Genomic DNA, 25,438 nt, shown 5'->3' with positions numbered 1-25,438 from the left:
AAGGGGCGAGGGGACCGATTGTGCGTGGTGTTGAATACGGCACGTTTTTCTCCCTCTCCCTCTGGGGAGAGGGCCGGGGTGAGGGGACCCGCGCGCAGGGTGTTGCACTCAATTCTGCAAAACCGATGACACCAGCAACTGGGTATACGGATGATGCGGGTCGTCGAGCACGCGGTCGGTTAACCCACTCTCTACCACTTGCCCCTGCTTCATCACCAGCAAACGGTCCGCCAGCAGGCGGGCGACGCCCAGATCATGGGTGACAATTACCACTGCCAGATTCAGCTCCACCACCAGACCGCGCAGCAGATCGAGCAGACGCGCCTGCACCGATACATCCAGCCCGCCGGTCGGTTCATCCATAAACACCAGCTTCGGATGCGTCACCAGGTTGCGGGCAATCTGCAAACGCTGCTGCATGCCGCCGGAAAAGGTGGTCGGCAGGTCGTCGATACGGTTGGCGGGAATCTCCACCTCTTCCAGCCACTTCTGCGCGGTGGCGCGAATGTCGCCGTAATGACGCGCCCCGGTCGCCATCAGCCGCTCGCCGATATTGCCGCCTGCCGAGACCTGACGGCGCAGGCCGTCGAGCGGATGCTGATGCACCACGCCCCATTCGGTGCGCAGCAGGCGACGGCGGTCGGCCTCGCTCATGCCATAGAGGGAACGGTTTTCATAGTGAATCTCCCCCTGCTGCGGCGTCAGGCGAGCGGAAATCGATTTCAGCAGCGTGGTCTTCCCGGAGCCGGATTCCCCGACAATGCCCAGCACTTCCCCCGGCCATAAATCAAAAGAGACATCGCTAAAGCCTTTGCCCGGCGCGTAAAGGTGGGTCAGGTTATTGACCGAAAGTAACGGTTGATTCATTGGCTTTTCGCCTCGCTCTGTTGGCGGCAATAATCGGTATCGGAGCAGACAAACATGCGGTTTCCGGCGTCATCCAGCACCACTTCATCAAGATAGCTGTGGGTCGATCCGCAGATGGCGCACGGCTCATCCCACTGCTGGACGGTGAACGGGTGATCGTCGAAATCGAGGCTTTCCACGCGGGTAAACGGCGGCACCGCATAGATGCGCTTCTCACGCCCCGCGCCGAACAGTTGCAGGGCGGGCATCATGTCCATTTTTGGGTTATCGAATTTCGGGATCGGCGACGGGTCCATGACGTAGCGTCCGTTCACTTTCACCGGATAGGCATAGGTGGTGGCGATATGACCGAAGCGGGCGATATCTTCATACAGCTTCACCTGCATCACGCCATACTCCTCCAGCGCGTGCATGGTGCGGGTTTCCGTTTCGCGCGGCTCGATAAAGCGCAGCGGTTCCGGGATCGGCACCTGGAAGATAACTATCTGATCTTCGGTCAGCGGCGTTTCGGGGATGCGGTGGCGCGTCTGGATAAGCGTCGCATCATCCGTGCGTTCGGTGGTGTTCACCCCGGTCACGCGCTTAAAGAAGTTGCGAATCGACACGGCGTTGGTGGTGTCATCCGCGCCCTGGTCAATTACCTTCAACACGTCGCTTTCACCAATCACGCTGGCGGTGAGCTGTATGCCGCCGGTTCCCCAACCGTACGGCATCGGCATCTCGCGCCCGCCAAACGGCACCTGATAACCGGGGATCGCCACCGCTTTTAAGATGGCGCGGCGGATCATGCGTTTGGTCTGCTCGTCGAGGTACGCAAAGTTGTAGCCGCTCAGATTAGCCATGGTTCTGCTCCTGTTGCAGACGTTTGAGTAGCTCCAGTTCGGCCTGGAAATCGACGTAGTGCGGGAGTTTGAGGTGCGAGACAAAGCCTGCGGCTTCGACGTTGTCGGCATGCGCCAGCACGAACTCTTCATCCTGCGCCGGGCCTGTCGCGTGCTCGCCGTATTCCGGGGCTTGCAGAGCGCGGTCAATCAGCGCCATCGCCATCGCTTTGCGCTCGCTCATACCGAACACCAGCCCGTAGCCGCGCGTGAAGTGCGGCGGCTCATCCGGCGGGTCGATAAAACCGTTAACCATTTCACACTCGGTCATCAGCAATTCGCCGACGTTCACCGCAAATCCCAGCTCTTCCGGCACAATCGACACGTCGATATAGCCGCTGCGGATTTCGCCCGCGAACGGGTGATTGCGCCCGTAACCGCGCTGGGTGGAGTAGGCCAGCGCCAGCAAGTAGCCTTCGTCGCCGCGCATGAGCTGTTGCAGGCGGGAGGAGCGTGAGCAGGGGTAAACCGGCGGTGTGCGGGTGATGTCATCCGGCTGTGCGCCGCTCTCTTCTTCAAACTTCGCCAGCCCCTGACGCGCCAGCAGACTGAAAACGTGCGGCGACGGGGCTTGCTCGCTGTCGGCGGTGGTCAGCGTTGGCGCTTCGCCGTTTGCCAGCAGGGTAAAATCGAGCAGGCGATGGGTGTAGTCGTAGGTTGGGCCAAGCAGCTGGCCGCCGGGAATGTCTTTATAAACGGCGGAGATACGGCGTTCGAGACGCATCCCGGTGGTGTCGAGCGGCTCGCTCACCGCCAGTTTTGCCAGCGTGGTGCGGTAGGCGCGCAGCAGGAAAATTGCTTCAACGTTATCGCCGCTGGCCTGTTTCAGCGCCAGCGCTGCCAGTTCGCGGTCGGCAATGCCGCCTTCAGTCATCACGCGATCCACCGCGAGGTTAAGCTGCTGTTCAATCTGGGCGACGCTCAGTTCAGGCAAATCGGTATTGCCCCGGCGTCGGCTTTCTTGCAGGGCGTGGGCGGCGTCGATCGCCTTTTCGCCCCCTTTCACGGCAACGTACATCAGCACACCTCCACATGAGTGGTTCGCGGGATAGCCAGCAGGCGCTCGCCGCAGGTCAGGATCAGGTCGATGCCGAGCGGGAACGGGTGCGGGCGCTCGGTGAGTTCGTGCAGAATGCACTCCGGTAGCTGCGGGGCGATCATTCGTTCTTCGGCAATACCCGCGCCGGTGAGACGCAACATGCGCCCGCCGCTCAGGCTGGCGACCTGTAAAATCAGCGTCGCGCCCGCTTCTGGCGCAACGGCGGTGCCGGTGGAAAGGGCGTTGAGCTGTTCGCTGGAAATCGCCTCATCCGTTACCGCGAAGGTCGCCTGTTCCGGTTGATTGACCAGCGGCGCGTTGGTATGAAAACGCAGGCTCTGGCTGACGATATCGTTACTTAATGGCGCGGAAAGCCACACCGGCGTGTCGTTATCGGCCAGCGTGAGCAGCACGCTGGTGGTGGCGATATTCAGCGGCTGCCAGCCGCGTTTGAGCTGATGCAGGGCGACAATCACGCCCGGCTCGCTCATGGCCTTTAACAGGCGACGAAAACTGTGCTGGGCATCCTGCACGGGAAGCATAAAAGCGGTTTCCAGGGTCATGCGTTGTCTCCGCGAACCATCGTAAAGAAGTCGACCCGGCTGGCGTTCACTTCGGCCTGGCGTGCGGCAATGCGTGCCATACGGTCAGCATCCAGCGGGGCAATAAGGGTTTCTGATAAGTTTTGAAAGTGGCGAGATTGCTGCATCAGCGCGTCAATCAGTGCGCAGCGTTCGGCGTGCTGTTTATCACGCCCCAGCACCCAGCTGTAGCCGAGCGTGCCGTCAGTCAGGCGTACGGCGGCGCGGGTGAGCGTGGCGTCGCCGGCAAAAAAACGATCGCCGGTGCCGCCCATCCGCGCCTGAATCTGCACCAGGCCGGTTTCGGCGGCGCGGATAACGTCATAGTCGGCGGTGATGTTCAGCGCGTTCAGGCGGGCTGCCAGTTCAGCCGGTTGGCTGTGCGCCAGTACGGACATCCAGTGCTGGCGGGTCGCGGTATCTGCGTGCATTCAGTGCTCCATAGTGAATTCAATCATGTCGGCGCGCGTCAGGCTGACGGAGTACTCCGCCGGGCTGCTTTCACCGTCACGGTGGTTAAGGGTGCGCACGCACAGCAGCGGCGACATATTCGGGATTTCAAGACGCTGGCACTCTTTGGCCTGGGCGCGGCGGGCGCTGATCCGCGTCTGGCTGCGGCGCAGCGCAATCCCCGTTTGCTCGCGCAGAAAATCGTGCAGCGAGCCGCTGTCGAAGCGTTGCAGCGTCGGCCAGAGGGTGAGGTCCGCAAAGTAGTGGTCGATTAAACAGAGCGCGACGCCGTTGACCCGACGCAGGGTGCGCAGGTGGATGACGTTCTCCCCCTCGGTTATCCCCAGCGCGTCAGCGACGTGACCGGAGGCGGGGCGCAGCACCGACAGCAGTTTTTCGCTGGTGGGATGGCTGCCCTGGTCCAGCAGGTTCTGGCTAAAACGCGCCTGGGCGTTGAGTGGGTAATCGAACGGGCGCATCAGCACCAGCACGCCGACGCCCTGACGGCGCTGTACCCAGCCTTTTTCCACCAATTGGTCGATGGCGCGGCGCAGGGTGTGGCGATTCACCTCAAAGCGCGCCGCCAGTTGCTGCTCGGCGGGAAGATAGTCGCCGCAGCGATAGTGTTGACGAAGCTCCTGCTCAAGTTTTGCGGCTATCTCCTGATAGCGTGTTGGGTAGCTGGTCGGATGTGTAGACAAGTGCATAGCTATCAATGCCTCGCTTATCAGATAAAGTGCTTACGCAACCGTTGAGAGAGGAAATCCAGCAGGCTGACCGTGACGATAATCAGCACCATCAGGGCGCAGGTTTGCTGGAACTGGAAACCGCGAATCGCTTCCCACAGGGTGACGCCGATCCCGCCCGCGCCGACCATGCCGACGACGGTCGCCGAGCGGACGTTGGATTCGAAGCGATAGAGGGAGTAGGAAATTAGCAGCGGCATCACCTGCGGCAGCACACCGTAGAGGATCTCTTCGAGCTTGTTGGCGCCGGTGGCGCGAATGCCTTCCACCGGGCCGGGTTCAATCGCTTCCACTGCTTCGGAAAGCAGTTTGGAGAGCACGCCGGTGGTGTGGATAAACAGCGCCAGCACGCCAGCGAACGGGCCGAGACCGACAGCGACCACGAACAGCATGGCGAAGACCATTTCGTTAATGGCGCGGCAGGCGTCCATCAGGCGGCGAACGGGCTGGTACACCCACCACGGCACCAGGTTTTCGGCGCTCATCAGACCGAAGGGGATGGAGAGAACCACTGCCAGCGCGGTGCCCCAGACGGCGATTTGCAGCGTGACGGCCATTTCGGTGAGGTAATCCTGCCACTGGCTGAAATCGGGCGGGAAGAAGTCGGCGGCGAACGTCGCCATGTTGCCGCCGTCTTTGATCAGCGTGAGCGGGGCCATTTCCGCGCCCTGCCACGAGACGACCAGCACGGCGAGAACAACGGCCCAGCTGAAGATCGAGAACCAGCTGCGCTTGGGTGGGGCGATGGTGATGGTTTGCATGTTTGGCTCCGTTTAATGTTTTCTCCCTCTCCCTGTGGGAGAGGGCCGGGGTGAGGGCACCAGCGTGCGCATTTCCCCCTCACCCTAACCCTCTCTCTCAAGGGAGAGGGGACCGATCGAGCACATTACTGCACCGCTTTACTCACCGAACTCATCGCGCTTAACGCGTTGTTCAGGCGGTCCAGGTCATCCAGCTGTGCCTGAATCTCGGTGGTTTTCGCCAGCTTGTCCTGCTCATTCAGCCCTTTATTGCCTTTTACGCCCTGCATCTCTTTAAACAGCGCGAGCTGGCGAATGGGAACCAGTTGCAGGTCGCTGGAGGCGCGGAACGGCGCCCAGCCCAGGCGTTCCAGCACCGCTTTCTCTTCCGGCGTTTTGCCGTAGTTCATAAAGAAGTCGTAGATCTTGTCTTTGGTGGTTTCGGACAGATTTTTGCGCCAGACGATCGGATCGCCTGGGATCAGCGGCGATTTCCAGATCACTTTCAGTTCTTTCAGCTTCTCCGGTGCGGAGGTTTTCAGCTTGTCGAGGTTTTCGGTGTTGTTGGTCGCCACATCCACCTGCTTGTTGGCGACGGCCAGCGCATTGGTTTCATGTCCGGCGTTGACGGTGCGCTTGAAGTCGCTGGCGGAGATATTGTTTTTGGCAAAGACGTAGTAACCGGGGACGAGGAAGCCAGAGGTGGAGTTAGGATCGCCATTGCCGAAGGTGAGATCTTTTCGCTTCGCCAGCAGATCGTTCAGGTTGTTGATCGGGCTGTCTTTGTTGACGATCAACACGCTCCAGTAACCCGGCGATCCATCCGCCGCGACCGTTTGGGCGAAGACCTGGCCGTTGGCGCGATCCACCGCTTCCATTGCCGACAGGTTGCCGTACCAGGCGATATCCACTTTGTTGAAGCGCATTCCCTGGATGATGCCCGCGTAGTCCGGGGCAAAGAAGGCGTTCACCTTCACGCCCAGCTTCTTCTCCATATCCTGTAAGAATGGCGTCCATTGCGGTTTCAGGTTTTGCTGTGATTCCGTTGAAATAATGCCGAAATTCAGTGCCTTTTCCTGCTCTTCGGCGTGCGCCGGGCTTAACAGGGTGCTGAGGCTGAACATGCTGGTGAAGGCCAGCGAGGCAATTATCTTAGCGTTCATTCGTTTTCCTCAATGATGGGGATGTCAGGCAGCTTTCGCGTTCTCTTCGATGCGATTAATGCTGCGGTAGAGATGGTCAAAACGTTCGTTATCAAACTGTTGGCTGCTGCCGTCGTAGAAGACGTGCCCCTGGCGCAGCGCGACGATGCGTTCGCAGTAGCGCAGGGCGTAATCCACCTGATGCAGCGTGACGACCACGGTGATGCCGTCGTTCTGGTTGATGTCGCGCAGGGTGTCCATCACGATGCGCGCTGATTCCGGGTCCAGCGAGGCGATCGGTTCGTCCGCCAGAATCACCTTCGCCTGCTGCATCAGCGCGCGGGCAATCGCCACGCGCTGCTGCTGACCGCCGGAGAGCGTGGAAACGCGCTGGTATGCAAAGTGCGCCATACCGACGCGGGTCAGCGCCTGTAACGCGCGCTGTTTCTGCTCGCGGGTAAACCAGCTAAAACAGGTGCGCCAGAACGGCGTGCTGCCGAGCGCGCCAATCAGCACGTTTTCCAGTACGCTCAGGCGATTCACCAGGTTGAATTGTTGGAAGATGTAGCCGGTATGGGCGCGGCTTTTGCGGATATCGCGCGCCAGACGGCCATTTTGCTGGACGGTGCGGCCCAGCAGTTCGACGCGGCATTCTGGCTTTTTATCGCCGACAATCAGGCCGCTTAAGTGACGTAAAAGGGTGGATTTGCCGGAACCCGACGGCCCAAGCAGAGCCACCATTTCACCGTGATGAATGTTCAGATCAACCGCGTGCAGCGCCTGATGCTGATTGAAGGTCTTGCTCAGTTGTTCGACGCGGATAATCGTTTGCATGCTGGAGCCTCCCTAAAAAAGTGGCTCCATCGTGGCGAATTTTTGTGACAGTTGGGTTAAGCGTGAGTGACGTAAAGATGAAGAGTTAGGGTGAAAATGATGACAGCGGGAGGGTGTGCCTCCCGCAGAGTTTATCCGCCAGGCTGTTTGACGACGTTGATCATCCAGGGCAGGCCGTAGCGATCGGTGACTTTGCCGAAACCGTGCGCCCAGAAGGTTTCCTGCCAGGCCATTTCGATCTGGCCTTCTGCCGCCAGGCTATCGAACCAGCGTTTTCCTTCGTTGACATCCTGGGTATCCAGCACCAGCGTAAAGCCGCTGTAACCGGTGTTTCCGCTTTGCGCGCCGTCGCTCATCATGATGTCGCTTCCCGCAACTTTCAGGTTGGCGTGGGCGATGGCGTTTTCAGGGTAAGTCTGGCCGGAGGGGCAGCCGTCGCTGCTTTCCTGCGCATCTTTCGGCATTTCGCCAAAGGTGATTTTGTAGAGTAATTCCGCGCCCAGCGTCTGTTGATAGTAGGCGATGGCATCGGCGCAGTTTCCGGCGAAAGCAATGTAGGGACTTAACGGCATAATCGTTACCTCAGGTAAGAAGAGCCCATTAAGTGTAGTTCGAATTTTGTACAGATGAGGGTGGGGCGGGGGATTTGTAGGCCTGATAAGCGTAGCGCATCAGGCAGCCGGCACCGTTGCCGGATGCGGCGCGTGCGCCTTATCCGGCCTACCGATCGTGTGCCAACAAATACAATCAGTTCTTTTTAACGAACTCAGATTTCAGCTTCATCGGGCCGAAACCATCGATTTTGCAATCGATGTTGTGGTCGCCTTCAACCAGGCGAATGTTTTTCACTTTGGTGCCGATCTTCAGCATTGAAGAGCTGCCTTTTACTTTCAGATCTTTCACCACGGTGACGCTGTCGCCGTCGGCCAGCAGATTGCCGTTGGCATCTTTCACAATCAGCTCATCGCTGTCCTGTGCGGGTTCAGCATCGTTCCATTCGTGGGCGCATTCCGGGCAGATATACATGCCGTTATCTTCGTAAGTGTATTCGGAATTGCATTTCGGGCAGTGGGGTAATGACATGGGGATTTCCTCAAAAGTGCGAAAGGGCAATAAGCCCCTAAAAACCGGCATAATGCCGCAAACAGTCGCTAATGATAGCGCAAAACCACACTTTTGTCGGCGTTATTCCTGGGAGGAAACAGAACCCCCTCCGAAGAGGGGGCGGGGGATGTTAGTGGTGCGCGGCCTGAGAGACGCTCGCGGTGGTGCTGGTTTCCGCTGCGGGAACCTTGCCGAAACGTCTGGCGTAAAGCGCCGTGATGATAGGTACCAGAATCGCCGTAACGATGACGCTTGCCGCGACCAGCGCTGTTGCAGAGGCGGCAACTGGAGCAAACGATGGGTTAATCTGGGCAATAATCACCGGGTTGGCGACTGCCGCACCGGCTGCGGAGGAGGCCGCAATGCCCGCTGTACCGTTACCACCGCCAATCACGCGGTCGGCAATAATCAGTGGAATACCGGTGATAACGATAACCGCAACGCCCAGGGCGATGCCCAGCAGGCCGGTGTCCATAATCACGCTCAGGTTGATGGTATTCCCCAGCGCGAAGCCGAAGAATGGAATCAGTACCGGCGTTGCTTTGCTGAAGAAGGCGCGCAGATCGTGGTCCAGGTTACCTAACGCGAAGCCAACCAGGAACGGCAGTACGGCGCCGATAAAGTGATGCGGTTCGAAAGTGGCCAGGCCAGCGGAACCCAGAATAACCATGGTCATCAGTGGGCCGGACTCCAGCGACATTAATACGAACGCGCCGGACTCTTCTTTCGTGCCATATTGGTTCATCAGGCTGGCATATAAGCCACCGTTGGTCATATCCATGGCGGAAACAATTGCCAGAACGGACAGACCCGCAAAGAATCCGGTCTGGATTCCGTTTTCTGGAATAAACATGGCTGCAATCAGTGCCACGATCCAGGCAACGCCAATTTTGGTCAGTACCAGCGTACCGGATTTACGTAACACCGTTCCGGTTGCGCGTAAATCAATTGAAGCACCGATACAGAAGAACCAGACTGCCAGAATCGGCACCGTTCCGCCAATCATGCCTTTCGTGAATGAACCAAAGTATTCGCCGGTGTTTGGCGCAAAGGTATTTAATACGGCACCCAGCAGTAAAGGGATCAGCATCATCCCGCCAGGGATTCTTTCCATTGTGGCTTTAATTTTCATATTGCATCCTCGCTTCTCATCTGAATGACGATGGAAGAGGTTAAGAATAATAATTTCAACCAGTTACCCGAGTCTTTCCTTTCGGGCATCTCTGTCCATGCGGCCGGAACGCGGTGGGTACAACGAGGGAGAAATTCTCCCTGAAAAGCCCCGAGGTGCTGTTCCTGAAACTATGATGCATTTGCTGGAATTATGATTCAATGAAAATAAAACAGTGTTTTAGTTATATCGATCACATATTTTGACGAAATCTTACATCTGGCAGGATGAGATAAATTGGCTGTGAAAACTTTGTGAATTTAAATGATGAGATTTATCTTAAGTAAATAATAATGTGGGTAATTATTTCGAGGGTTATTTGACATTTTTGGGTGTGTTTTTGGTAACAATACCGGGCCGCGCTTTGACGTAAAAATCCATTAAGATTGAACTTATTTACGAATATCGACTCAACTTAACAACAGTGTGCATTTATTTGCGAAGTTGATCACAAATTTAAACGCTGGTAGGGTAAAAGGCCTGAGTCCAAACCGGAACCGACATTCCGGGGATTTTTTAACCACCTGTAATTAGCCAGTACAGGCGTCAACAGGTTTGATTGCACCGGCAGCTTTCGGCACTTCATGAACCCTGAGAAGTGTAACGCGAAGCTGTCACCCCCGGAGGCGCTCCCGCGCAAGGGGCGCGCTAGCAGTACAAGCAAACCTGCTACGCTTGATTAACAGGAGTCTGCATTTTCCCGACTCCTCCGTACACCATGCGAACAGCGAGCTGTTCGACTCCACAGGGTGTGCGTTAACGGCGAATGTAAATGAGGAATACCCATGCTTCGAAGGAAAAAAGTAAAGCCGATCACGCTCCGTGATGTCACGATTATCGATGATGCCAAGCTCCGTAAAGCCATCACCGCGGCCTCGCTTGGTAATGCTATGGAATGGTTCGACTTTGGTGTGTATGGCTTTGTCGCCTACGCCTTAGGTAAAGTCTTCTTCCCGGGCGCCGACCCAAGCGTGCAGATGATTGCCGCACTGGCGACGTTCTCCGTACCGTTCTTAATTCGCCCGTTGGGCGGTCTGTTCTTCGGGATGCTCGGCGATAAGTACGGGCGTCAGAAAATCCTCGCGATCACCATCGTTATTATGTCGATCAGTACCTTCTGTATTGGTCTGATACCGTCATATGCGTCTATTGGTATCTGGGCCCCCGTCCTGCTGTTGCTGTGTAAAATGGCGCAGGGCTTCTCGGTGGGCGGTGAATATACCGGGGCATCCATCTTTGTTGCCGAATATTCACCTGACCGTAAACGCGGCTTTATGGGCAGCTGGCTTGATTTCGGCTCCATTGCGGGCTTCGTGCTGGGCGCGGGCGTGGTGGTACTGATTTCCACCGTAGTGGGTGAGGAAAACTTCCTTGAGTGGGGCTGGCGTATTCCGTTCTTTATCGCGCTGCCGTTAGGGATTATTGGCCTCTATCTGCGTCATGCGCTGGAAGAGACGCCAGCGTTCCAGCAGCACGTTGAGAAACTCGAACAGGGCGACCGTCAGGGTCTGCAGGAAGGGCCGAAAGTTTCCTTTAAAGAAATCGCCACTAAACACTGGCGCAGCCTGCTGACCTGTATTGGGGTGGTTATCTCCACCAACGTAACCTACTACATGTTGCTCACTTACATGCCGAGCTACCTGTCGCATAACCTGCATTACTCTGAAGATCACGGCGTGCTGATCATCATTGCCATCATGATTGGTATGCTCTTTGTGCAGCCGATTATGGGCCTGCTGAGCGACCGTTTTGGTCGTCGTCCGTTTATCGTGATTGGTAGTGTGGCGCTGCTGGTGTTCGCGATCCCGGCCTTCATTCTGATTAACAGTAATGTGATTGGCCTGATTTTCGCGGGTCTGCTGTTGCTGGCGGTGATCCTGAACTGCTTTACCGGCGTGATGGCTTCGACGCTCCCAGCGATGTTCCCAACGCATATTCGCTATAGCGCGCTGGCCGCAGCCTTTAACATCTCAGTGCTGATTGCGGGCCTGACGCCGACGCTGGCGGCCTGGCTGGTGGAAACCTCGCAGGACCTGATGATGCCGGCTTACTATCTGATGGTGATTGCGGTGATCGGCCTGATCACCGGGATTACGATGAAGGAAACGGCGAACCGTCCGCTGAAAGGCGCGACGCCTGCCGCATCGGATATTGAAGAGGCTCGAGAAATTCTGCAGGAGCATCACGATAACATCGAGCATAAAATCGAAGATATCGATGCCGAAATTGCGACGTTGCAGGAGCAGAGAACGCGTCTGGTGCAGCAGCATCCAAAAATTAACGAGTAATCATTCGTTCATCATCAAGCCGGGTAGACGCGAGTCTTACCCGGTTTTTTTTTGGAAACATTCAACAAAAATATTCATATGTCCCCGCGACTTTTTAAATTGAATATTATTCATATTATGGATGTGTGCATAATGATTTATTTACAATAATTAACTTTTTAACTCAATGGTTTTCTATTTATTGCACAGGCGACAAAAAAACGTAATTCACTTTGCCCGAATAGCTAAACTCCCCGATAATGCGCCTGTTTATAATTTTAATATGGCGCAATTATATATATGCTAAATTTATTTATTGGCTTGGATATATACACCGGGCTTTTATTATTGCTTGCTCTGGCATTCGTCCTGTTTTACGAAGCGATTAATGGCTTTCACGATACGGCCAACGCGGTGGCGACGGTTATCTACACGCGCGCTATGCGCCCACAGCTGGCGGTGGTTATGGCCGCAGCGTTCAACTTTTTTGGCGTGCTGTTGGGTGGCCTTAGTGTGGCTTACGCCATTGTGCATATGCTACCGACGGATTTGCTGCTGAATATGGGCTCTTCGCATGGGCTGGCGATGGTCTTTTCGATGCTGCTGGCGGCAATTATCTGGAACCTCGGCACCTGGTTTTTCGGCTTGCCGGCGTCCAGTTCGCATACGCTGATTGGCGCGATAATCGGGATCGGGCTCACCAACGCGATTATGAATGGCAACTCCGTAGTGGATGCGCTGAATCTGCGCGAAGTCACGAAAATTTTCACCTCCTTAATTGTATCGCCGATCGTCGGCCTCGCGCTGGCGGGCGGGCTGATTTTTCTGCTGCGTCGCTTCTGGAGCGGCACCAAAAAACGCGCCCGTATCCATCGCTCGCCGGAAGAGCGTAAAAAGAAAGGCGGCGTGCGCAAACCGCCGTTCTGGACGCGAACCTCGTTGATTGTCTCGGCGGCGGGCGTGGCGTTTTCTCACGGCGCGAACGATGGCCAGAAAGGTATTGGCCTGGTGATGCTGGTGCTGGTTGGGATTGCGCCCGCCGGGTTTGTGGTCAATATGAATGCGTCGGGGTACGAAATTGCCCGTACTCGCGATGCCATCAACAATTTTGAAGTGTTTCTTGAGCAGCGCCCTGAGCTGCTGAAAACCATCACCACGACGGAGCAGCCGGTGGCGACTGCGCAATCAGGCGATGTGCAATCCAGCGTATTCCACTGTCATCCGGCAAATACCATGGACGCCTTTGAGCGCGTTAAAACTCTGCTGGCAGGCAATGTGACTAACTACAGCGCTTTAGAAGTAGGGCAGCGTAGCCAACTGAGGCGCATCATGCTCTGCATCTCCGATACGGCTGAGAAAGTGGCGAAGTCTGAAGGGGTGAACCGCAATGACCAGCAGATGCTGAAAAAACTGCGAAGCGATATTCTGAGCACCATCGAGTACGCGCCCATCTGGATAATTATGGCCGTGGCGCTGGCGCTGGGTATCGGGACAATGATTGGCTGGCGGCGCGTGGCGATGACCATTGGCGAGAAGATCGGTAAGAAAGGCATGACTTACGCTCAGGGCATGTCCGCCCAAATTACGGCGGCGATTTCTATCGGCCTGGCGAGCTACATCGGGATGCCGGTTTCCACAACACATGTGCTCTCTTCTGCGGTAGCAGGCACCATGCTGGTGGATGGCGGCGGGTTGCAGCGTAAAACGGTGACCAGCATCCTGATGGCGTGGATCTTCACGCTGCCAGCGGCCATCTTTTTATCCGGGGTGCTTTACTGGATTGCGCTACAGCTCATCTAAGTTGCACCGGTTAAGCCCGGTCATGGATCGGGCTTAACCGGGTAATCAGGCGTGTGACGAAAGCGTATATCCCCGGCTTTCCATAAAGCGCATCACTGCATTTTCCGCATCGCTCAACACTTCATCCAGCGGTTTGTTGGCATCGATATCAATCAGTTCGGCACCGTTAAAGGTCAACTGAGGTGTGATAGCAATCTTGCGCGCCAGTGATTCTCGCTTGTGATCGGGTTTCCGCGCGCAGGCCACCTCAAGGTCAACGTTCAGTTTAATCACTAAATCCGGCTTATAGCTCGCCATCCAATGAAACGCCTTACGCTCCAGGCTTGCCAGCCAGGAGACGAACCCGCTGCCTGATACATTCGCTGGAAAAACGGTTCCATCGTAAGCACCGGGGATCTGCTCCTGCGGGTAGCGGTCGGTTAACACGATTAACCCCTGTTTGTGGCACGCCAGCATATGGCGAAAACGCAGCAGGCGGCGTGCCACAAAGGCGGTAATCACCAGCGCCGGGATCGGGCCGGGTAATTTTTTCGCCGTTTTGACTTTATTTCGCTCAATGCTCTTATTCAGCGATTTTCCCATCAGCGGAAGTTTTACCACCGCTCGTCCGACGTTGCCTGCCTGTTTTCCTAAATGCACCTGTTCGGCAGGGCCATATTTTTTTACAGTGGTAATCAGACGTTCACAAACAGTGGATTTACCGGAGCCGTCACTGCAAATAACGGCAATAACCGGAGGAGTTATTGACTGCATAAATATATCCCTTATTTAATATATCCACATTAAATATTATTTTGATAAATGTATTTTGGTGCGGCGATAGTTTATGCCGTGCTGACATTTAATTATTGTCACGACAAAGCCGAAAAGATATTCTGAGCACAATGCCAGTAATATACAATCATTTCTTCAATAGTGGGTTTTTCATGAGTCAATATAATACCCGAAAGGTTAATCCACCTTTTGTCAGAGTGATTGCTATAGTCGGTTGTGATGGTTCAGGTAAATCCACGCTGGCGACGGCGCTACTTGAAAAGCTGGCCCCGAAAGTGCCCACGCAATTACTTTATCTCGGGCAATCTTCCGGGCGTATTGGCGAATGGATTTCGCAGCTACCGATTATCGGCGCGCCGTTTGGTCGTTATTTACGCGCCAAAGCCGCCAACGTTCATGACTACCCTTCATTGCCACCGGGCAACGTCAGCGCACTGGTTATCTTTTTGCTCTCCTGCTGGCGGGGCTGGAAGTTTCGCAAAATGCTACGCAAAAGCGAGCAAGGGTATGTATTGATAACCGACCGTTACCCGCAGGTGGAAGTGCCCGGCTTTCGTTTCGACGGCCCGCAGCTGGCGAAGACCGAGGGCGGCAACCGCTGGGTGTGTCTGCTCAGAAAAAACGAGCTGAAACTGTATCGCTGGATGGCCTCTTATCTTCCCGTGTTATTAATTCGCCTCGCGATTGATGAGCAAACGGCCTTTAGCCGCAAGCCCGACCACTCACTGGCGGCGCTGCATGAGAAAACCACCGTGATCCCCACGCTCAATTTTAACCATGCGCCCATCCTCGAGCTGGATGGTCGCCAGCCTGCGGAAGATATCCTTGCTGAATCATTACGTTCGATTCAGTCCGCGCTTTCCTGATTGCCGCACCTGATTGTGACGAACTCAAGAGTAAACACCATGGAAACTACCAACTTCACCCAGGCCGCAATGTCCCAGACCGAATGTATTCCCGGCCTGATTGCGGTGGTGGGCTGTGATGGCACCGGTAAATCAACCCTGACCACGGATCTGGTTAAACAACTGCAAACGCAATGGGTCACCGAGCGCCGATATCTGGGGCTGCTTTCAGGAGAAGACGGTGACAAAATCAAAAAGTTACCGTTTATTGGCGTCTGGCTTGAGCGGCGTTTAGCCGCGAAGTCATCAAAGACGCAGAGCATGAAAAACCGCTCGCCGGCGCTATGGGCTGCGTTGATTATGTTCGCTTTTTCGCTTCGTCGACGCGTGAAATTACGCAGGGTCCAGCAACTGACGCAAAGCGGCGTATTGGTAGTGAGCGATCGCTTTCCCCAGGCTGAAATCTCCGGTTTTTATTACGATGGGCCAGGTATAGGCATTGAGCGTGCAACGGGGAAAATAAAGCAGCGGCTGGCAGCGCGCGAGCAGCAGCTTTATCAGCAAATGGCACGTTATCAACCGGAATTAATTATTCGACTGATGATTGATGTGGAGACTGCGTTTTCGCGTAAGCCCGATCACGATTATGAAGAGCTGCGGGATAAAATCGGTGTGATGTCGAAAATTCGTTATAACGGTTCGCACGTTATTGAACTGGATGCGCGAGCGCCTTATGCCGAGGTGCTGGAAAAAGCATTATCGGCGGCCTCTGCTGTGGCGTCTGTTTCGCAGCGCCAGCGTGTCGCACATTAATACTATTGGTCGCGAATTATTTAATTAAATTATAAATGCGAAGTAATTAATTCTTTGCCGAATATTTTGAGCCTGAATGGATTGTTATTATCACGATGAAAAATTGGTTTTCCGATGGCGCGTTTCGCACCATTATTCGCAATAGCGCTTATTTAGGCTCCAGTAATGTGGTGAGTGCTTTGCTGGGCTTGCTGGCGCTCTCCTGTGCCGGTAAAGGCATGACACCCGCGATGTTTGGCGTGCTGGTGGTGGTGCAGTCTTATGCCAAATCCATCAGTGATTTCATCAAGTTTCAGACCTGGCAATTGGTGGTTCAGTACGGCACGCCCGCGCTGGAAAATAATAACCCGCAACAGTTTCGTGATGTGGTGTCGTTTTCTTTCGGTCTGGATATCGCCAGCGGGGCCGTCGCCATTGTCGGCGGCATGGCGCTGCTGCCGTTTCTCTCTCATTCCATGGGGCTGGATGCGCAAAGTTTCTGGTTAGCCATGCTTTATTGCACGCTGATCCCCTCGATGGCGTCATCCACGCCGACCGGGATTTTGCGTGCGGTTGACCGTTTTGATCTGATTGCCATTCAGCAGGCGACGAAACCCTTTCTGCGCGCGCTGGGCAGCGTAATTGCTTACTTCGGTGATTTTGGTTTCGCCGGGTTTGTGATCACCTGGTACGCCTCTAACCTGGTCGGCGGCACCCTGTACTGGTGGTTTGCCGCACGCGAGCTGCGCCGCCGCAATATTCATGGTGCGCTGCGCCCACGTTTGTTTGAATCCGCGCGACGGATACCGGGCGCCTGGGGTTTTGTCTGGTCAACGAACATCGCGCACTCCATCTGGGCGGCGCGCAACTCCTGTAGCACCGTGCTGGTTGGTGTGGTGCTGGGCCCGGCGGCAGCGGGGCTGTTCAAAATCGCGATGACCTTCTTTGATGCGGCCGGCACGCCCGCCAGTTTACTGAGTAAAAGCTTTTATCCGGAAGTGATGCGCCTTGACCCGCGCACAAAGCGTCCGTGGATGCTGGGTATCCGCTCTGCGCTGCTGGCGGGGGGGATCGGCGTGCTGGTCGCGCTACTGGTGATTCTGGTCGGTAAGCCGCTTATCTCGCTGGTTTTCGGGGTGAAATACCTCGAAGCGTACGACTTAATTCAGGTCATGCTGGCGGCCATTGTTATCTCGATGGTGGGCTTCCCGCAGGAGTCGCTGCTGTTAATGGCGGGCAAACAACGTGCTTTCCTCGTCGCCCAAACGTTCGCCTCTGCGGGCTATCTCATTCTGCTTATTGCGTTATCGCATGTTTTTGGCGTGATGGGCGCAGCGTTCGCTTACTTCTTTGGCCAATGCCTCGACGTCTTGTTTTCGCTGGCGCCGACGCTACGGGCCTATTTTCAGCGTCATTTACTGGTATTTAAAGGATCGACGGAGGGCGGAAAGTGATGGAGAAACGTTTTGCACCTGAAGTGACCCAGCGCCTGTTTACGGCGGTAGAAGAGGACGATTACGTGGATGCGCAGGTTAGCCTGCCGCCGGTGATTGATTTGCACTGCACGCCGGAAATCATTCAAGGCAACTATGCGTTATGTCTGCAATTTTGGGAGGACGGCGTTAAGCGGCGAGATTTATTGCAGTTAACGTTGAAACAGGCGGCAGGCCGCGAGCTTTCGGAGCAGGAACGCATGCAGTACAAATACATGCGCGCGCGTTTTAAGCATTTACGTTTCGCCCAACGACTGTATCTGCAACGCCATTATGCGGGGTTTATCTTCGGTAAAACGACCGTATTTCTGGGGCGTTTTCAGGATGGATTTCGTAATCAAAAGAAGGATGCCATTGTATTTTATGGCAGGCTGCTGCGTTTTTATCTGAGCGCGCCCGCCTGGGCGATGCTGCGCTATTGTTTGCGTCACAGTCGATTAGCCAGCGTTGATGATTTCATTGCGTATCGGCAGGGGCAAATACGGTTGTTGAAGGGGCTTGTGGAAAAACCGCTGCTAACGGGACGGGAATTTCATGACGTGCGAAAAATCATCAGCCAGCAGGTTTCTTACTACGATACCCTGCGTTCCATCGATCCTGAAAACCGCGAAGCGCGGCAGGTCTCCCGCTTTCTTGCTGCCATCAATGGCCTGATGGGCGACAAGCATGATGAGATGGTGGCCGACGACATGGAAAATCGTCTGGCCTATGAGACGCCCGTAGCGCTGGATGAAGACATCCGCCAGCGTTTAGCGCTGCTACTCGCGCGCTTTCCGCTGTAAAAGGATGCACAACACGATGACGGATAATCGATGGCGCGGCACGCGCGCCATTCTGTTGATAATGGCGTTGCTGTGCCTTCCCGGCCTGGCGATGGCGCACAATTTTGTCGTCGGTAAAGCCGTTTCGCCGATCGCCATCAGCGACGGCGGCGAGCTGGTGCTGAACGACGACGACAGCATTCGCTACCAGCCCTGGAACAGCGCGCAGCTGGCGGGAAAAGTGCGCATTGTGCAGTACATCGCCGGGCGAAAATCGGCAAAAAAGCAAAATTCACTGCTGATAAAAGCCGTCGAGAAAGCGCAGTTTCCCGGCGATGTGTTTCAGCCCACCACTATCGTGAATACCGATGATGTCATCTTCGGTACCGGCTATTTCGTGCGCGGGAAGATTGAGAAAAACAAGCGTCGGTATGCCTGGGCGCAGTTCATCATCGACGGCGGCGGCGTGGGGCGCAATAGCTGGCAGCTTCCGCAAGAGAGTTCCACCATTTTTGTCCTCAATCAACAGGGGCAAATCGTGTGGGCCAAAGACGGCGGCCTGACGGAAAAAGAGGTCAGCGAGGTGATTAAGCTGCTCTGGGTGCTCATTTCTGAACAAGAAAGGTCTGCGGCTAAACATGAAACTGATTGAGCGCTACATCATGGGGGGAACCTGCCGCCTGATGCTGATTATGGTCGGCTTTTTGATCTTCATTTTTACCTGCTACTGCGCACAACGTTATCTCACCGAAGCGGCTAACGGCACGCTGGCGCTGGAAGTGGTTATGCGGGTAGTTTTCTATAAGGTGCTGATTGCGCTGGAGATGCTGCTGCCCGTCGCGCTGTATGTGTCGGTCGGCGTGACGCTGGGCCAGCTTTACACTGACTCGGAAATCACCGCCATGTCCGCCGCTGGCGCCAGCCCGCTGCGCCTGTATAAGGCGGTGATATCTTTGGCTATCCCACTGAGTGTTCTGGTGATGTTGCTCTCTGTGTACGGCAGGCCGTGGGCGTATGCGCAAATCTATCTGTTAGAACAGGAATCGCAGTCGGAGCTGGACGTTCGCCATTTGCAGGCGAAAAAATTTAACGTCAATGACAATGGCCGTATGATTATGGCCGAGATGATTAACCCCACGTCGAATCATCTGACGGAGGCGCTGATCTACACCTCGGCAGACGGCAAAACCAGCCTGTTTCGCGCGCAATCCATTGATGTGATCGACCCTTCCCCCCTGACACCCACGGTGATGCTGCATGCCGGAACGGCATATACGCTTTTCCATGAAGGCAGTGATGATAACGAACAAATTTATCGTAATCTGGAATTGCATCTCAACCCGCTCACGCAGCGCGTGGAAATCAAACGTAAGGCCAAACCGGCAGAGACGTTGTCCGTTTCCAGCGATCCGGCGGACCACGCAGAGCTACAGTGGCGTAAGAGCCGAGGTATTACCGCACTGCTGATGGCGTTGCTGGCCATTCCATTAAGCCGCGTTAAACCCCGACAGGGATGCTTCGCGACATTAATTCCGCTCACGCTGATGTTCGTCGCGATTTTTTACGGCGGCAATGTTTGCCGAACGCTGGTGGCGAATGGCGCGATACCGCTGACGCCAGGCGTCTGGCTGGTGCCTGCTCTTATGCTTCTCGGCATGGTGGCGCTGATGGCGCGTGACTTCTCTTGGCGACAGAAACTCTTCCGATGACTCTATTTAGCCGTTACCTGATTCGTTACTTTTTCACCGGATTTGCGGCGGCGGCGGGCCTGCTGCTGCCGCTGTTTAGCACCTTTAATCTGATCAACGAACTGGATGATGTGAGTCCAGGCGGTTATCACTGGACGCAGGCGGTGCTGGTGGTGTTGATGACGCTTCCACGCTGTCTTATCGATCTTGGGCCCTTTATCGCCCTGCTCGGCGGGATTGTCGGGTTGGGGTTGCTGTCGAAAAGTAGCGAGCTGACAGCCATTCGCAGCACCGGTTTCTCTATTTTCAGAATTGCGATGGTGGCGCTGTGTGCGGGTGTAATGTGGGCGGTATCACTGGGAGTCATTGATGAGTGGGTGGCTTCGCCGTTACAGCAGCGTGCGCTGCAAATCAGAAACGTGGCGATGGCCGCCGAGAACGGTATTGATATCACAGGAAACGTATTGTGGGCCCGCCGCGATAATACCTTTATGACCGTGAAATCCCTGAACGAGCAGGGGCAACCTGTGGGCGTGGAGATTTTCCACTATCGTGACGATCTCTCTCTTGAGTTCTACATCTACGCCCGGAAGGCGACCATTGTGAAAGGCGATAAGTGGGTGCTTCAGGACGTGCGTAAAAAACAGTGGGATAATGGCAGGGAAACCATTGAAAGCAAAGAAAGTTTACCGTGGAATGCCTTTTTTACCCATATGAGCCTGGACGTGCTTTCGTTACCGGGGAACACCTTCTCCATTCGCCAGCTCAATCATTACATTGCCTATTTACAGCAAACGCATCAGCCCAGCATGGAATACCGGCTGGCGCTCAGGCAAAAGCTGGGACGGCCCATTTTGACGCTGGCGATGATTTTACTGGCGATTCCGTTTGCTCTCGTCACGCCGCGCTCGTCGGGGCTCGGCAGCCGTTTAGCCGTGGGCGGAATTCTGGGGTTACTGCTCTACATCAGCTATCAAATCATGGTTAATCTGGGATTATTGTTCGCCCTGAACGCGCCGTTAACCGCGCTGGCGTTGCCGACAGGTTGTGTGATTGCCGCGTTATTATTGGTGCGGCGATATGATCGGGTGCGGTGAGTGGTTCAGCCATGCGGCGTAACACGCGCATGGCTGAACCCGGATTTAGGACTTCAGCGTGGCGAATGCCTGAATAATGGCATCGATTTCTTCATCGCTGTGCGCGGCGTTCATGCTACAGCGCAACAGAGTGATGCCGGCTGGCGCGGCTGGCGGCAGAATCAGGTTCACATAAACGCCTGCTGTGATGAGTTCGCGCCAGATCCTCAGCCCTTCCTCTTTCGAACCGATAATCACCGGCACGACCGGGCTGATATGCGAGCCTAACTGATAGCCCAGCTTTTCTAAGCCTTCATACAGACGATGCGCGTTATCCCACAATTTTTGCCGCAGCGCGGGTTGGGTGGCGATGGTATGTAAAGAGGAACGCACGGAAGCGATGCTGGAAGGCGATGGCGAGGCGGTGAAAATATAGGGGCGGCTGCCATAGCGCAGTACCTCCATTTCTTTGCCACCGACGGCGAAGCCGCCGATAGACGCCAGGCTTTTACTGAAGGTGCCGACGATGATATCGACATCCTGCTCCACGCCGACCGCTTCAGCCAGACCCCGGCCATGCAGCCCCATCACGCCGAAAGAGTGCGCTTCATCAACGATCAAAAAGCCGCCCAGGCGGCGTTTGATATCGACAATTTCTGCCAGCGGCGCAACGTCGCCGAGCATGCTGTAAATGCCTTCGACGATAATGATGGCTTCACGCGCCCGCTCGCCCAAGCGCAGCATTCGGCGCTCCAGGTCTTTCGCATCATTGTGGCGAAAGCGAATGATTTCCGCGCCGCCCAGGGTACAGGCATCGTAGATGCTGGCGTGGCTGTCGGCGTCCAGCAGGACCACCGCGTTGTGGTCTGCCAGCGCGCTGATGACGCCCAGGTTAGCGGTATAGCCGGTTGAAAAGACGATTGCACTCGGACGATCAAAGAATTGCGCCAGTTCCTGCTCTAACGCGAGGTGCGGGCCGTAGCTGCCGTTTGCCATGCGCGACCCGGTCGTGCCGGTACCCTGTGCGGCTAACGCCGCCTGGCCCTGGGCGATAGCGTCGGCATTAAAGGTCAGACCGAGATAGTTATTGGTTCCCGCCAGAATGACGCGCTGCGTACCAATGCGCCCCTGCGTGGCGGAGTAGACTTCGTCAATGCAGGTGCCAAAGGGGGTAATGCCGGAGGTGGAAAACTGCTCGCGCTCGCTGGCGAGACGCGAAAACTTATCATACAGACTCATTACGGTTCTCCAGGAAAGGAATTAAGGCGTCACGCAATTGCGCAGGCGTTCTGACATCCAGCAAAATATTGATAGGTATGGAGATATCGAACTCATCCTCAAGCTCCATCAGTAAATCCATCACCTTAATCGACTCCAGACCCAGGTCGTTGACGAGGTCACTGTCAGGCTTGATTTCCCGTCCCTTTTCGATCATCTCCCGCAAGCAGGAGAGAATGTAATCCATCACTCTTTCACGATTTACCATAGAAATGTTGCCACACCTGTTATGTAGAAAATCAAAATAGCCTGTGGTGTATTGCGTGTGTCAGGCTAATCCCTGGAGACCAGTTAAAATCGTCAACTGCGTTTTTGATGCTTACCGACCAGTCCGGATGTGTGAGTTCACAGATTTTTGACCGGGTAAGCATGGGTTCATTTCCGGCCAGCAGGCTGAGCCGGGTGCTGATATCCGCCATAATTTGCAGCAGATACAGCGGAACAGGAATTAATCGGACCGGGCCATGACGCGCGGTTGAGCCGATGTCCTGAAGATCCTTCCAGCAATAGCTTTTGTTGCCATCGCATAATTCGTAGGTATGCGCCTGCGGAACGTCACTGGATAACCACTGTGTAACGGCCTGCGCGAGGTCGATAGCGTGAATGAAAGTGAGTTTTGTCTTCGCCGCGCTAAGCTGGGGAAGGACGCCCCGCAGCATCCAGTTGAATAGCGGTTTGAGTTCTTTGTCGCCCGCGCCGTAAACGGCGGTGGGGCGGAAAATCCCCAGCGCGATCCCGGAAGACATTGCCGCTAATTTCTGCTCGGCAATATATTTAGAGTTGGCGTACCAGGAGAGTTCAGGATGCCGCGCCGCCAGCGAAGAGATAAACAGAAAGCGCTCGCAATATCCGCCTTCTTTTGCGGCCTGCAGCAGGCGCAGGCTGCCCATCACATTGCACTGGGTAAAAACGTCTTCATTGTGCCCACGTACCTGACCCGCACCATGCACGACGTAATGCGCGCCTTTTACCAGCTCCGCAAGGGCGTTCCTGTCTTCCAGCGAGCCCTGAACCCAGGTGAGGTGATGGCTCGAATCATTACGCGGTGCGCGGGTTAAGGCGCGTACCGTAAAGCCGCGGGAAAGCAGACTGGCAAGAATATGCCTGCCGATAAAACCGGTTCCGCCGGTCACCGCGACGGTATGACTCATTGTACGTAACCTGCCACCGGCGTTTGTTGCGGGCTGATGGTCTCGCCAAATGGGGTAAGATAGCGACGTTTAGCCTCGGCGCGCGCCGGTTTGCCGGATGAGGTGCGCGGGATGCTGTGCGGCGGGACAAATTCGATGTCCGCCGTCACGCCGAATTCACTTTGAATGCGCGCGGTAAGCGCATGCAGCGTTTGCTGACGATGTTCTTCAGAGCTGATGCGGCACTGAATCTGCAAGACAATGCGTTCCTGCGCGGTGACAAACGCAATGGCATTGCCCGAATGAATCCCCAGCTCTTTTTCCGCGACGTATTCAATATCCTGCGGCCAAATATTGCGGCCATGAATAATAATCAGGTCTTTAATGCGCCCCGTGACGTAGAGGTTGTCGTCCAGCAGGTAACCCAGATCGCCTGTGTCCATCCAGCCGGTAGACTGAATCTCTTTTTGCGAGGCAAGGTCCTGGAAATAACCGCTCATCAGACTCGGCCCGGAAATATAGATATGACCGATTTCCTGCTCCGCCAGACGTTTACCCATTTCATTACGAATTTCGATGGCATGCCCGGGAAGCGCCTTGCCGCAGTTAACAAAGGTGGAGATGGCGCGAGTTTGTGCGGTGGGTGCAACAGCTTTACCTTTGCACTCAAGAATATCACGGTCAATCTCATGGACCTGCAATCCAGCCGCTTCGGCAGAGAAGCTTACCGCCAGCGCATTTTCGGCCAGGCCATAGCAGGGCATAAAGGCATGAGGGTCAAACTGCGCCTGACGAAAGCGTTCGCCAAACTCGGTTATCTGTTGCCCAGGAATAGGTTCTGCGCCAATGCCCGCCACACGCCAACAGGAGAGATCGAGCTCGGCGAGATCGCGATCGTTGATGCGGCGCAGGCACAGGTCGTAGCCGAAAGGTGGCGCAACCGAGACTGTGCAGCGGTTTTGGTTGATAAGCTTTAGCCACTGGAGCGGGCGCATAGCAAAATCTTGCGTGCGCAGATAATCGACGGAGAGCTGCGTCGCCACCGGCGTTAACAGAAAGCCGACTAACCCCATATCATGATAGAACGGCAGCCAGGAGACGCAGCGATCGCTGGCGCGTAATTTTATTCCATCGTGGCTAATTACCTGTAAATTCGCCATAACTTCACGATGCGTAATAATGACGCCGCGCGGGAAGCGCGTGCTACCGGAGGTATATTGAAGGTATGCAATATCATCGGGAGACGGTAGCGAGAGTTCGATCTCTTTTTCTGTCAGCGCATTAAAATCAGCATGACTTAAAATATGCAGAGAGGCGTTATCTATATTTCCCACATCAATTAATGAAAGCCATTCATCACTGCTGATAATAGCAGCGGGTTTACAACTGGCTAATAAACCCTGAAGTTTGGTGGTGTAAGAGTCACGTTGTCCGACGCCCATTGGAATGGCGAGCGGAACGGCCACCAGACCGGCGTACTGACAAGCAAAAAAGGCTTCGACAAACCCGGCACTGGTTTCCGCGATAAGCGCGACGCGTTCGCCTTTACGAATGTTCAGCGACAGCAACCGCCGCGCGCCTGCTTTGGCGCGTTGTTGCAACTGGCGGTATTCCAGCGTGTTCTCAAGCTGGATACGGCGATCGTAGAAATACATACCGGCGCAACCCAGGGCTGCATAGTCCAACGCTTCCACCAGAGTGGGGAAGTCCGCATAGCGCATCGGCAGAGTCTGTGTTGGGGTTTTGTTGGACATATACACCATGAATAATATTCAATTAAAAAGTTTCAGGATAATAAGGCGAAGGTAATATAGTTTATATTGTCATGAAAGGTAAAGTTTAGTGCGATGTTTATTTTGATTGTCTGAGTGATATATTCATTGTGTGTAACGTATTGGCTTTATTTATTATCTTTATCAATTAATAAGTGCTTTTGCAGGCATTTATTGTAAATCTAACCTGCGGATTGTTTAGTAGTC

Annotated in this window: 26 protein-coding genes; 9 read left to right on the top strand and 17 right to left on the bottom strand. The window is 55.1% G+C overall.

All coding sequences use genetic code 11. The features are described from left to right. Positions 1-108 precede the first annotated feature (108 nt). The 12 genes from phnK to kdgT form a co-directional block, all read right to left on the bottom strand. Positions 109-867, bottom strand: a complete 759-nt coding sequence (gene phnK / locus ACWWFX_RS17050) for a phosphonate C-P lyase system protein PhnK (protein ID WP_001075518.1) — start codon at positions 865-867, stop codon at positions 109-111. Beyond that, the gene (gene phnJ, locus ACWWFX_RS17045) at positions 864-1,709 is read right to left on the bottom strand and encodes an alpha-D-ribose 1-methylphosphonate 5-phosphate C-P-lyase PhnJ (RefSeq protein ID WP_000002299.1); all 846 of its coding nucleotides are present in this window, start codon (positions 1,707-1,709) and stop codon (positions 864-866) included. The genes phnK and phnJ overlap by 4 nt, the downstream gene beginning before the upstream one ends. After that, the gene (phnI, locus tag ACWWFX_RS17040; RefSeq protein WP_473224338.1) at positions 1,702-2,766 is read right to left on the bottom strand and encodes an alpha-D-ribose 1-methylphosphonate 5-triphosphate synthase subunit PhnI; all 1,065 of its coding nucleotides are present in this window, start codon (positions 2,764-2,766) and stop codon (positions 1,702-1,704) included. Before phnI ends, phnJ begins: the two co-directional genes overlap by 8 nt. Then, on the bottom strand, positions 2,766-3,350 hold the full coding sequence (gene phnH / locus ACWWFX_RS17035) for a phosphonate C-P lyase system protein PhnH (RefSeq protein WP_089574897.1): 585 nt from the start codon (positions 3,348-3,350) through the stop codon (positions 2,766-2,768). Before phnH ends, phnI begins: the two co-directional genes overlap by 1 nt. Continuing rightward, a complete protein-coding gene (gene phnG, locus ACWWFX_RS17030) occupies positions 3,347-3,799 on the bottom strand; it encodes a phosphonate C-P lyase system protein PhnG (protein WP_473224337.1) in 453 nt (150 codons plus the stop codon). The genes phnH and phnG overlap by 4 nt, the downstream gene beginning before the upstream one ends. After that, a complete protein-coding gene (gene phnF, locus ACWWFX_RS17025) occupies positions 3,800-4,525 on the bottom strand; it encodes a phosphonate metabolism transcriptional regulator PhnF (RefSeq protein ID WP_001295387.1) in 726 nt (241 codons plus the stop codon). Between the two features lie 20 nt (positions 4,526-4,545). Continuing rightward, entirely contained in the window at positions 4,546-5,325 is a 780-nt protein-coding gene (gene phnE / locus ACWWFX_RS17020; RefSeq protein WP_001193492.1) for a phosphonate ABC transporter, permease protein PhnE, read from the bottom strand. 125 nt (positions 5,326-5,450) lie between these two features. Beyond that, a complete protein-coding gene (gene phnD, locus ACWWFX_RS17015; RefSeq protein WP_000991997.1) occupies positions 5,451-6,467 on the bottom strand; it encodes a phosphonate ABC transporter substrate-binding protein in 1,017 nt (338 codons plus the stop codon). A 24-nt stretch (positions 6,468-6,491) separates the two neighbouring features. Continuing rightward, on the bottom strand, positions 6,492-7,280 hold the full coding sequence (gene phnC / locus ACWWFX_RS17010) for a phosphonate ABC transporter ATP-binding protein (protein ID WP_276222064.1): 789 nt from the start codon (positions 7,278-7,280) through the stop codon (positions 6,492-6,494). 131 nt (positions 7,281-7,411) lie between these two features. Further along, positions 7,412-7,852 carry a VOC family metalloprotein YjdN gene (yjdN, locus tag ACWWFX_RS17005; protein ID WP_276222062.1) on the bottom strand — a complete coding sequence of 147 codons (441 nt, stop codon included), beginning with the start codon at positions 7,850-7,852 and terminating at the stop codon, positions 7,412-7,414. A gap of 175 nt (positions 7,853-8,027) precedes the next feature. After that, the gene (locus ACWWFX_RS17000) at positions 8,028-8,363 is read right to left on the bottom strand and encodes a zinc ribbon domain-containing protein YjdM (RefSeq protein WP_015966275.1); all 336 of its coding nucleotides are present in this window, start codon (positions 8,361-8,363) and stop codon (positions 8,028-8,030) included. A gap of 151 nt (positions 8,364-8,514) precedes the next feature. After that, positions 8,515-9,516: a 2-keto-3-deoxygluconate transporter gene (kdgT, locus tag ACWWFX_RS16995; RefSeq protein WP_231825613.1), complete on the bottom strand. Its 1,002-nt coding sequence runs from the start codon at positions 9,514-9,516 to the stop codon at positions 8,515-8,517. 824 nt (positions 9,517-10,340) lie between these two features. On the opposite strand from kdgT, the gene proP reads away from it, so the two are divergent. Next, positions 10,341-11,843, top strand: coding sequence for a glycine betaine/L-proline transporter ProP (gene proP, locus ACWWFX_RS16990; RefSeq protein WP_276222055.1), 1,503 nt, complete (start codon positions 10,341-10,343; stop codon positions 11,841-11,843). A gap of 279 nt (positions 11,844-12,122) precedes the next feature. Then, positions 12,123-13,622 carry an inorganic phosphate transporter PitA gene (pitA, locus tag ACWWFX_RS16985; protein WP_473224336.1) on the top strand — a complete coding sequence of 500 codons (1,500 nt, stop codon included), beginning with the start codon at positions 12,123-12,125 and terminating at the stop codon, positions 13,620-13,622. Positions 13,623-13,667: 45 nt separating this feature from the next. Here the strand turns inward: pitA and ACWWFX_RS16980 are convergent, their stop codons facing one another. After that, positions 13,668-14,375 (bottom strand): dTMP kinase, encoded by a 708-nt coding sequence (locus tag ACWWFX_RS16980; RefSeq protein ID WP_473224335.1) that lies wholly within the window; start codon positions 14,373-14,375, stop codon positions 13,668-13,670. Positions 14,376-14,548: 173 nt separating this feature from the next. Here ACWWFX_RS16980 and ACWWFX_RS16975 point away from each other — a divergent pair, with 173 nt between their 5' ends. The 7 genes from ACWWFX_RS16975 (at position 14,549) to lptG (ending at position 21,072) form a co-directional block, all read left to right on the top strand. After that, a complete protein-coding gene (locus tag ACWWFX_RS16975; RefSeq protein WP_276222049.1) occupies positions 14,549-15,262 on the top strand; it encodes a nucleoside/nucleotide kinase family protein in 714 nt (237 codons plus the stop codon). Between the two features lie 39 nt (positions 15,263-15,301). After that, positions 15,302-16,054 (top strand): nucleoside/nucleotide kinase family protein, encoded by a 753-nt coding sequence (locus ACWWFX_RS16970; RefSeq protein WP_276222047.1) that lies wholly within the window; start codon positions 15,302-15,304, stop codon positions 16,052-16,054. Between the two features lie 95 nt (positions 16,055-16,149). Further along, positions 16,150-17,487 (top strand): lipopolysaccharide biosynthesis protein, encoded by a 1,338-nt coding sequence (locus ACWWFX_RS16965; protein ID WP_276222045.1) that lies wholly within the window; start codon positions 16,150-16,152, stop codon positions 17,485-17,487. Further along, the gene (locus ACWWFX_RS16960; protein ID WP_473224334.1) at positions 17,484-18,308 is read left to right on the top strand and encodes a hypothetical protein; all 825 of its coding nucleotides are present in this window, start codon (positions 17,484-17,486) and stop codon (positions 18,306-18,308) included. The genes ACWWFX_RS16965 and ACWWFX_RS16960 overlap by 4 nt, the downstream gene beginning before the upstream one ends. Before the next feature lie 16 nt (positions 18,309-18,324). After that, positions 18,325-18,939 carry a YtfJ family protein gene (locus ACWWFX_RS16955; protein WP_473224333.1) on the top strand — a complete coding sequence of 205 codons (615 nt, stop codon included), beginning with the start codon at positions 18,325-18,327 and terminating at the stop codon, positions 18,937-18,939. Then, a complete protein-coding gene (gene lptF / locus ACWWFX_RS16950; protein WP_473224332.1) occupies positions 18,926-19,996 on the top strand; it encodes an LPS export ABC transporter permease LptF in 1,071 nt (356 codons plus the stop codon). The genes ACWWFX_RS16955 and lptF overlap by 14 nt, the downstream gene beginning before the upstream one ends. Next, a complete protein-coding gene (gene lptG, locus ACWWFX_RS16945) occupies positions 19,993-21,072 on the top strand; it encodes an LPS export ABC transporter permease LptG (protein WP_473224331.1) in 1,080 nt (359 codons plus the stop codon). Before lptF ends, lptG begins: the two co-directional genes overlap by 4 nt. Positions 21,073-21,117: 45 nt before the next feature. Here lptG and spt read toward each other — a convergent pair whose 3' ends face one another. The 4 genes from spt to ACWWFX_RS16925 are packed head-to-tail and all read right to left on the bottom strand — an operon-like array spanning position 21,118 to position 25,213. After that, a complete protein-coding gene (gene spt / locus ACWWFX_RS16940; protein WP_276222036.1) occupies positions 21,118-22,290 on the bottom strand; it encodes a serine palmitoyltransferase in 1,173 nt (390 codons plus the stop codon). Further along, the gene (locus tag ACWWFX_RS16935) at positions 22,277-22,537 is read right to left on the bottom strand and encodes an acyl carrier protein (RefSeq protein ID WP_473224330.1); all 261 of its coding nucleotides are present in this window, start codon (positions 22,535-22,537) and stop codon (positions 22,277-22,279) included. Before ACWWFX_RS16935 ends, spt begins: the two co-directional genes overlap by 14 nt. A gap of 31 nt (positions 22,538-22,568) precedes the next feature. Next, positions 22,569-23,480, bottom strand: a complete 912-nt coding sequence (locus ACWWFX_RS16930) for an NAD-dependent epimerase/dehydratase family protein (protein ID WP_473224329.1) — start codon at positions 23,478-23,480, stop codon at positions 22,569-22,571. Then, the gene (locus ACWWFX_RS16925; protein WP_276222031.1) at positions 23,477-25,213 is read right to left on the bottom strand and encodes a fatty acyl-AMP ligase; all 1,737 of its coding nucleotides are present in this window, start codon (positions 25,211-25,213) and stop codon (positions 23,477-23,479) included. The genes ACWWFX_RS16930 and ACWWFX_RS16925 overlap by 4 nt, the downstream gene beginning before the upstream one ends. Positions 25,214-25,438 lie beyond the last annotated feature (225 nt).

It is taken from the genome of Pseudocitrobacter sp. 2023LY-00077, assembly GCF_055796175.1.
This window is presented reverse-complemented; position numbering and strand designations above follow the sequence as displayed.

What these genes read in the sequence shown, in the direction of transcription:
- phnH (WP_089574897.1), bottom strand. Translation starts at nt 3,350, where the DNA reads ATGACCCTGGAAACCGCTTTTATGCTTCCCGTGCAGGATGCCCAGCAC.
- phnD (WP_000991997.1), bottom strand. Translation starts at nt 6,467, where the DNA reads ATGAACGCTAAGATAATTGCCTCGCTGGCCTTCACCAGCATGTTCAGC.
- proP (WP_276222055.1), top strand. Translation starts at nt 10,341, where the DNA reads ATGCTTCGAAGGAAAAAAGTAAAGCCGATCACGCTCCGTGATGTCACG.
- phnI (WP_473224338.1), bottom strand. Translation starts at nt 2,766, where the DNA reads ATGTACGTTGCCGTGAAAGGGGGCGAAAAGGCGATCGACGCCGCCCAC.
- ACWWFX_RS16965 (WP_276222045.1), top strand. Translation starts at nt 16,150, where the DNA reads ATGAAAAATTGGTTTTCCGATGGCGCGTTTCGCACCATTATTCGCAAT.
- ACWWFX_RS16955 (WP_473224333.1), top strand. Translation starts at nt 18,325, where the DNA reads ATGACGGATAATCGATGGCGCGGCACGCGCGCCATTCTGTTGATAATG.
- ACWWFX_RS16975 (WP_276222049.1), top strand. Translation starts at nt 14,549, where the DNA reads ATGAGTCAATATAATACCCGAAAGGTTAATCCACCTTTTGTCAGAGTG.
- lptG (WP_473224331.1), top strand. Translation starts at nt 19,993, where the DNA reads ATGACTCTATTTAGCCGTTACCTGATTCGTTACTTTTTCACCGGATTT.
- phnF (WP_001295387.1), bottom strand. Translation starts at nt 4,525, where the DNA reads ATGCACTTGTCTACACATCCGACCAGCTACCCAACACGCTATCAGGAG.
- phnG (WP_473224337.1), bottom strand. Translation starts at nt 3,799, where the DNA reads ATGCACGCAGATACCGCGACCCGCCAGCACTGGATGTCCGTACTGGCG.
- ACWWFX_RS17000 (WP_015966275.1), bottom strand. Translation starts at nt 8,363, where the DNA reads ATGTCATTACCCCACTGCCCGAAATGCAATTCCGAATACACTTACGAA.
- pitA (WP_473224336.1), top strand. Translation starts at nt 12,123, where the DNA reads ATGCTAAATTTATTTATTGGCTTGGATATATACACCGGGCTTTTATTA.
- ACWWFX_RS16980 (WP_473224335.1), bottom strand. Translation starts at nt 14,375, where the DNA reads ATGCAGTCAATAACTCCTCCGGTTATTGCCGTTATTTGCAGTGACGGC.
- phnC (WP_276222064.1), bottom strand. Translation starts at nt 7,280, where the DNA reads ATGCAAACGATTATCCGCGTCGAACAACTGAGCAAGACCTTCAATCAG.
- ACWWFX_RS16935 (WP_473224330.1), bottom strand. Translation starts at nt 22,537, where the DNA reads ATGGTAAATCGTGAAAGAGTGATGGATTACATTCTCTCCTGCTTGCGG.
- yjdN (WP_276222062.1), bottom strand. Translation starts at nt 7,852, where the DNA reads ATGCCGTTAAGTCCCTACATTGCTTTCGCCGGAAACTGCGCCGATGCC.
- phnJ (WP_000002299.1), bottom strand. Translation starts at nt 1,709, where the DNA reads ATGGCTAATCTGAGCGGCTACAACTTTGCGTACCTCGACGAGCAGACC.
- kdgT (WP_231825613.1), bottom strand. Translation starts at nt 9,516, where the DNA reads ATGAAAATTAAAGCCACAATGGAAAGAATCCCTGGCGGGATGATGCTG.
- phnK (WP_001075518.1), bottom strand. Translation starts at nt 867, where the DNA reads ATGAATCAACCGTTACTTTCGGTCAATAACCTGACCCACCTTTACGCG.
- spt (WP_276222036.1), bottom strand. Translation starts at nt 22,290, where the DNA reads ATGAGTCTGTATGATAAGTTTTCGCGTCTCGCCAGCGAGCGCGAGCAG.
- phnE (WP_001193492.1), bottom strand. Translation starts at nt 5,325, where the DNA reads ATGCAAACCATCACCATCGCCCCACCCAAGCGCAGCTGGTTCTCGATC.
- ACWWFX_RS16925 (WP_276222031.1), bottom strand. Translation starts at nt 25,213, where the DNA reads ATGTCCAACAAAACCCCAACACAGACTCTGCCGATGCGCTATGCGGAC.
- ACWWFX_RS16970 (WP_276222047.1), top strand. Translation starts at nt 15,302, where the DNA reads ATGGAAACTACCAACTTCACCCAGGCCGCAATGTCCCAGACCGAATGT.
- ACWWFX_RS16930 (WP_473224329.1), bottom strand. Translation starts at nt 23,480, where the DNA reads ATGAGTCATACCGTCGCGGTGACCGGCGGAACCGGTTTTATCGGCAGG.
- lptF (WP_473224332.1), top strand. Translation starts at nt 18,926, where the DNA reads ATGAAACTGATTGAGCGCTACATCATGGGGGGAACCTGCCGCCTGATG.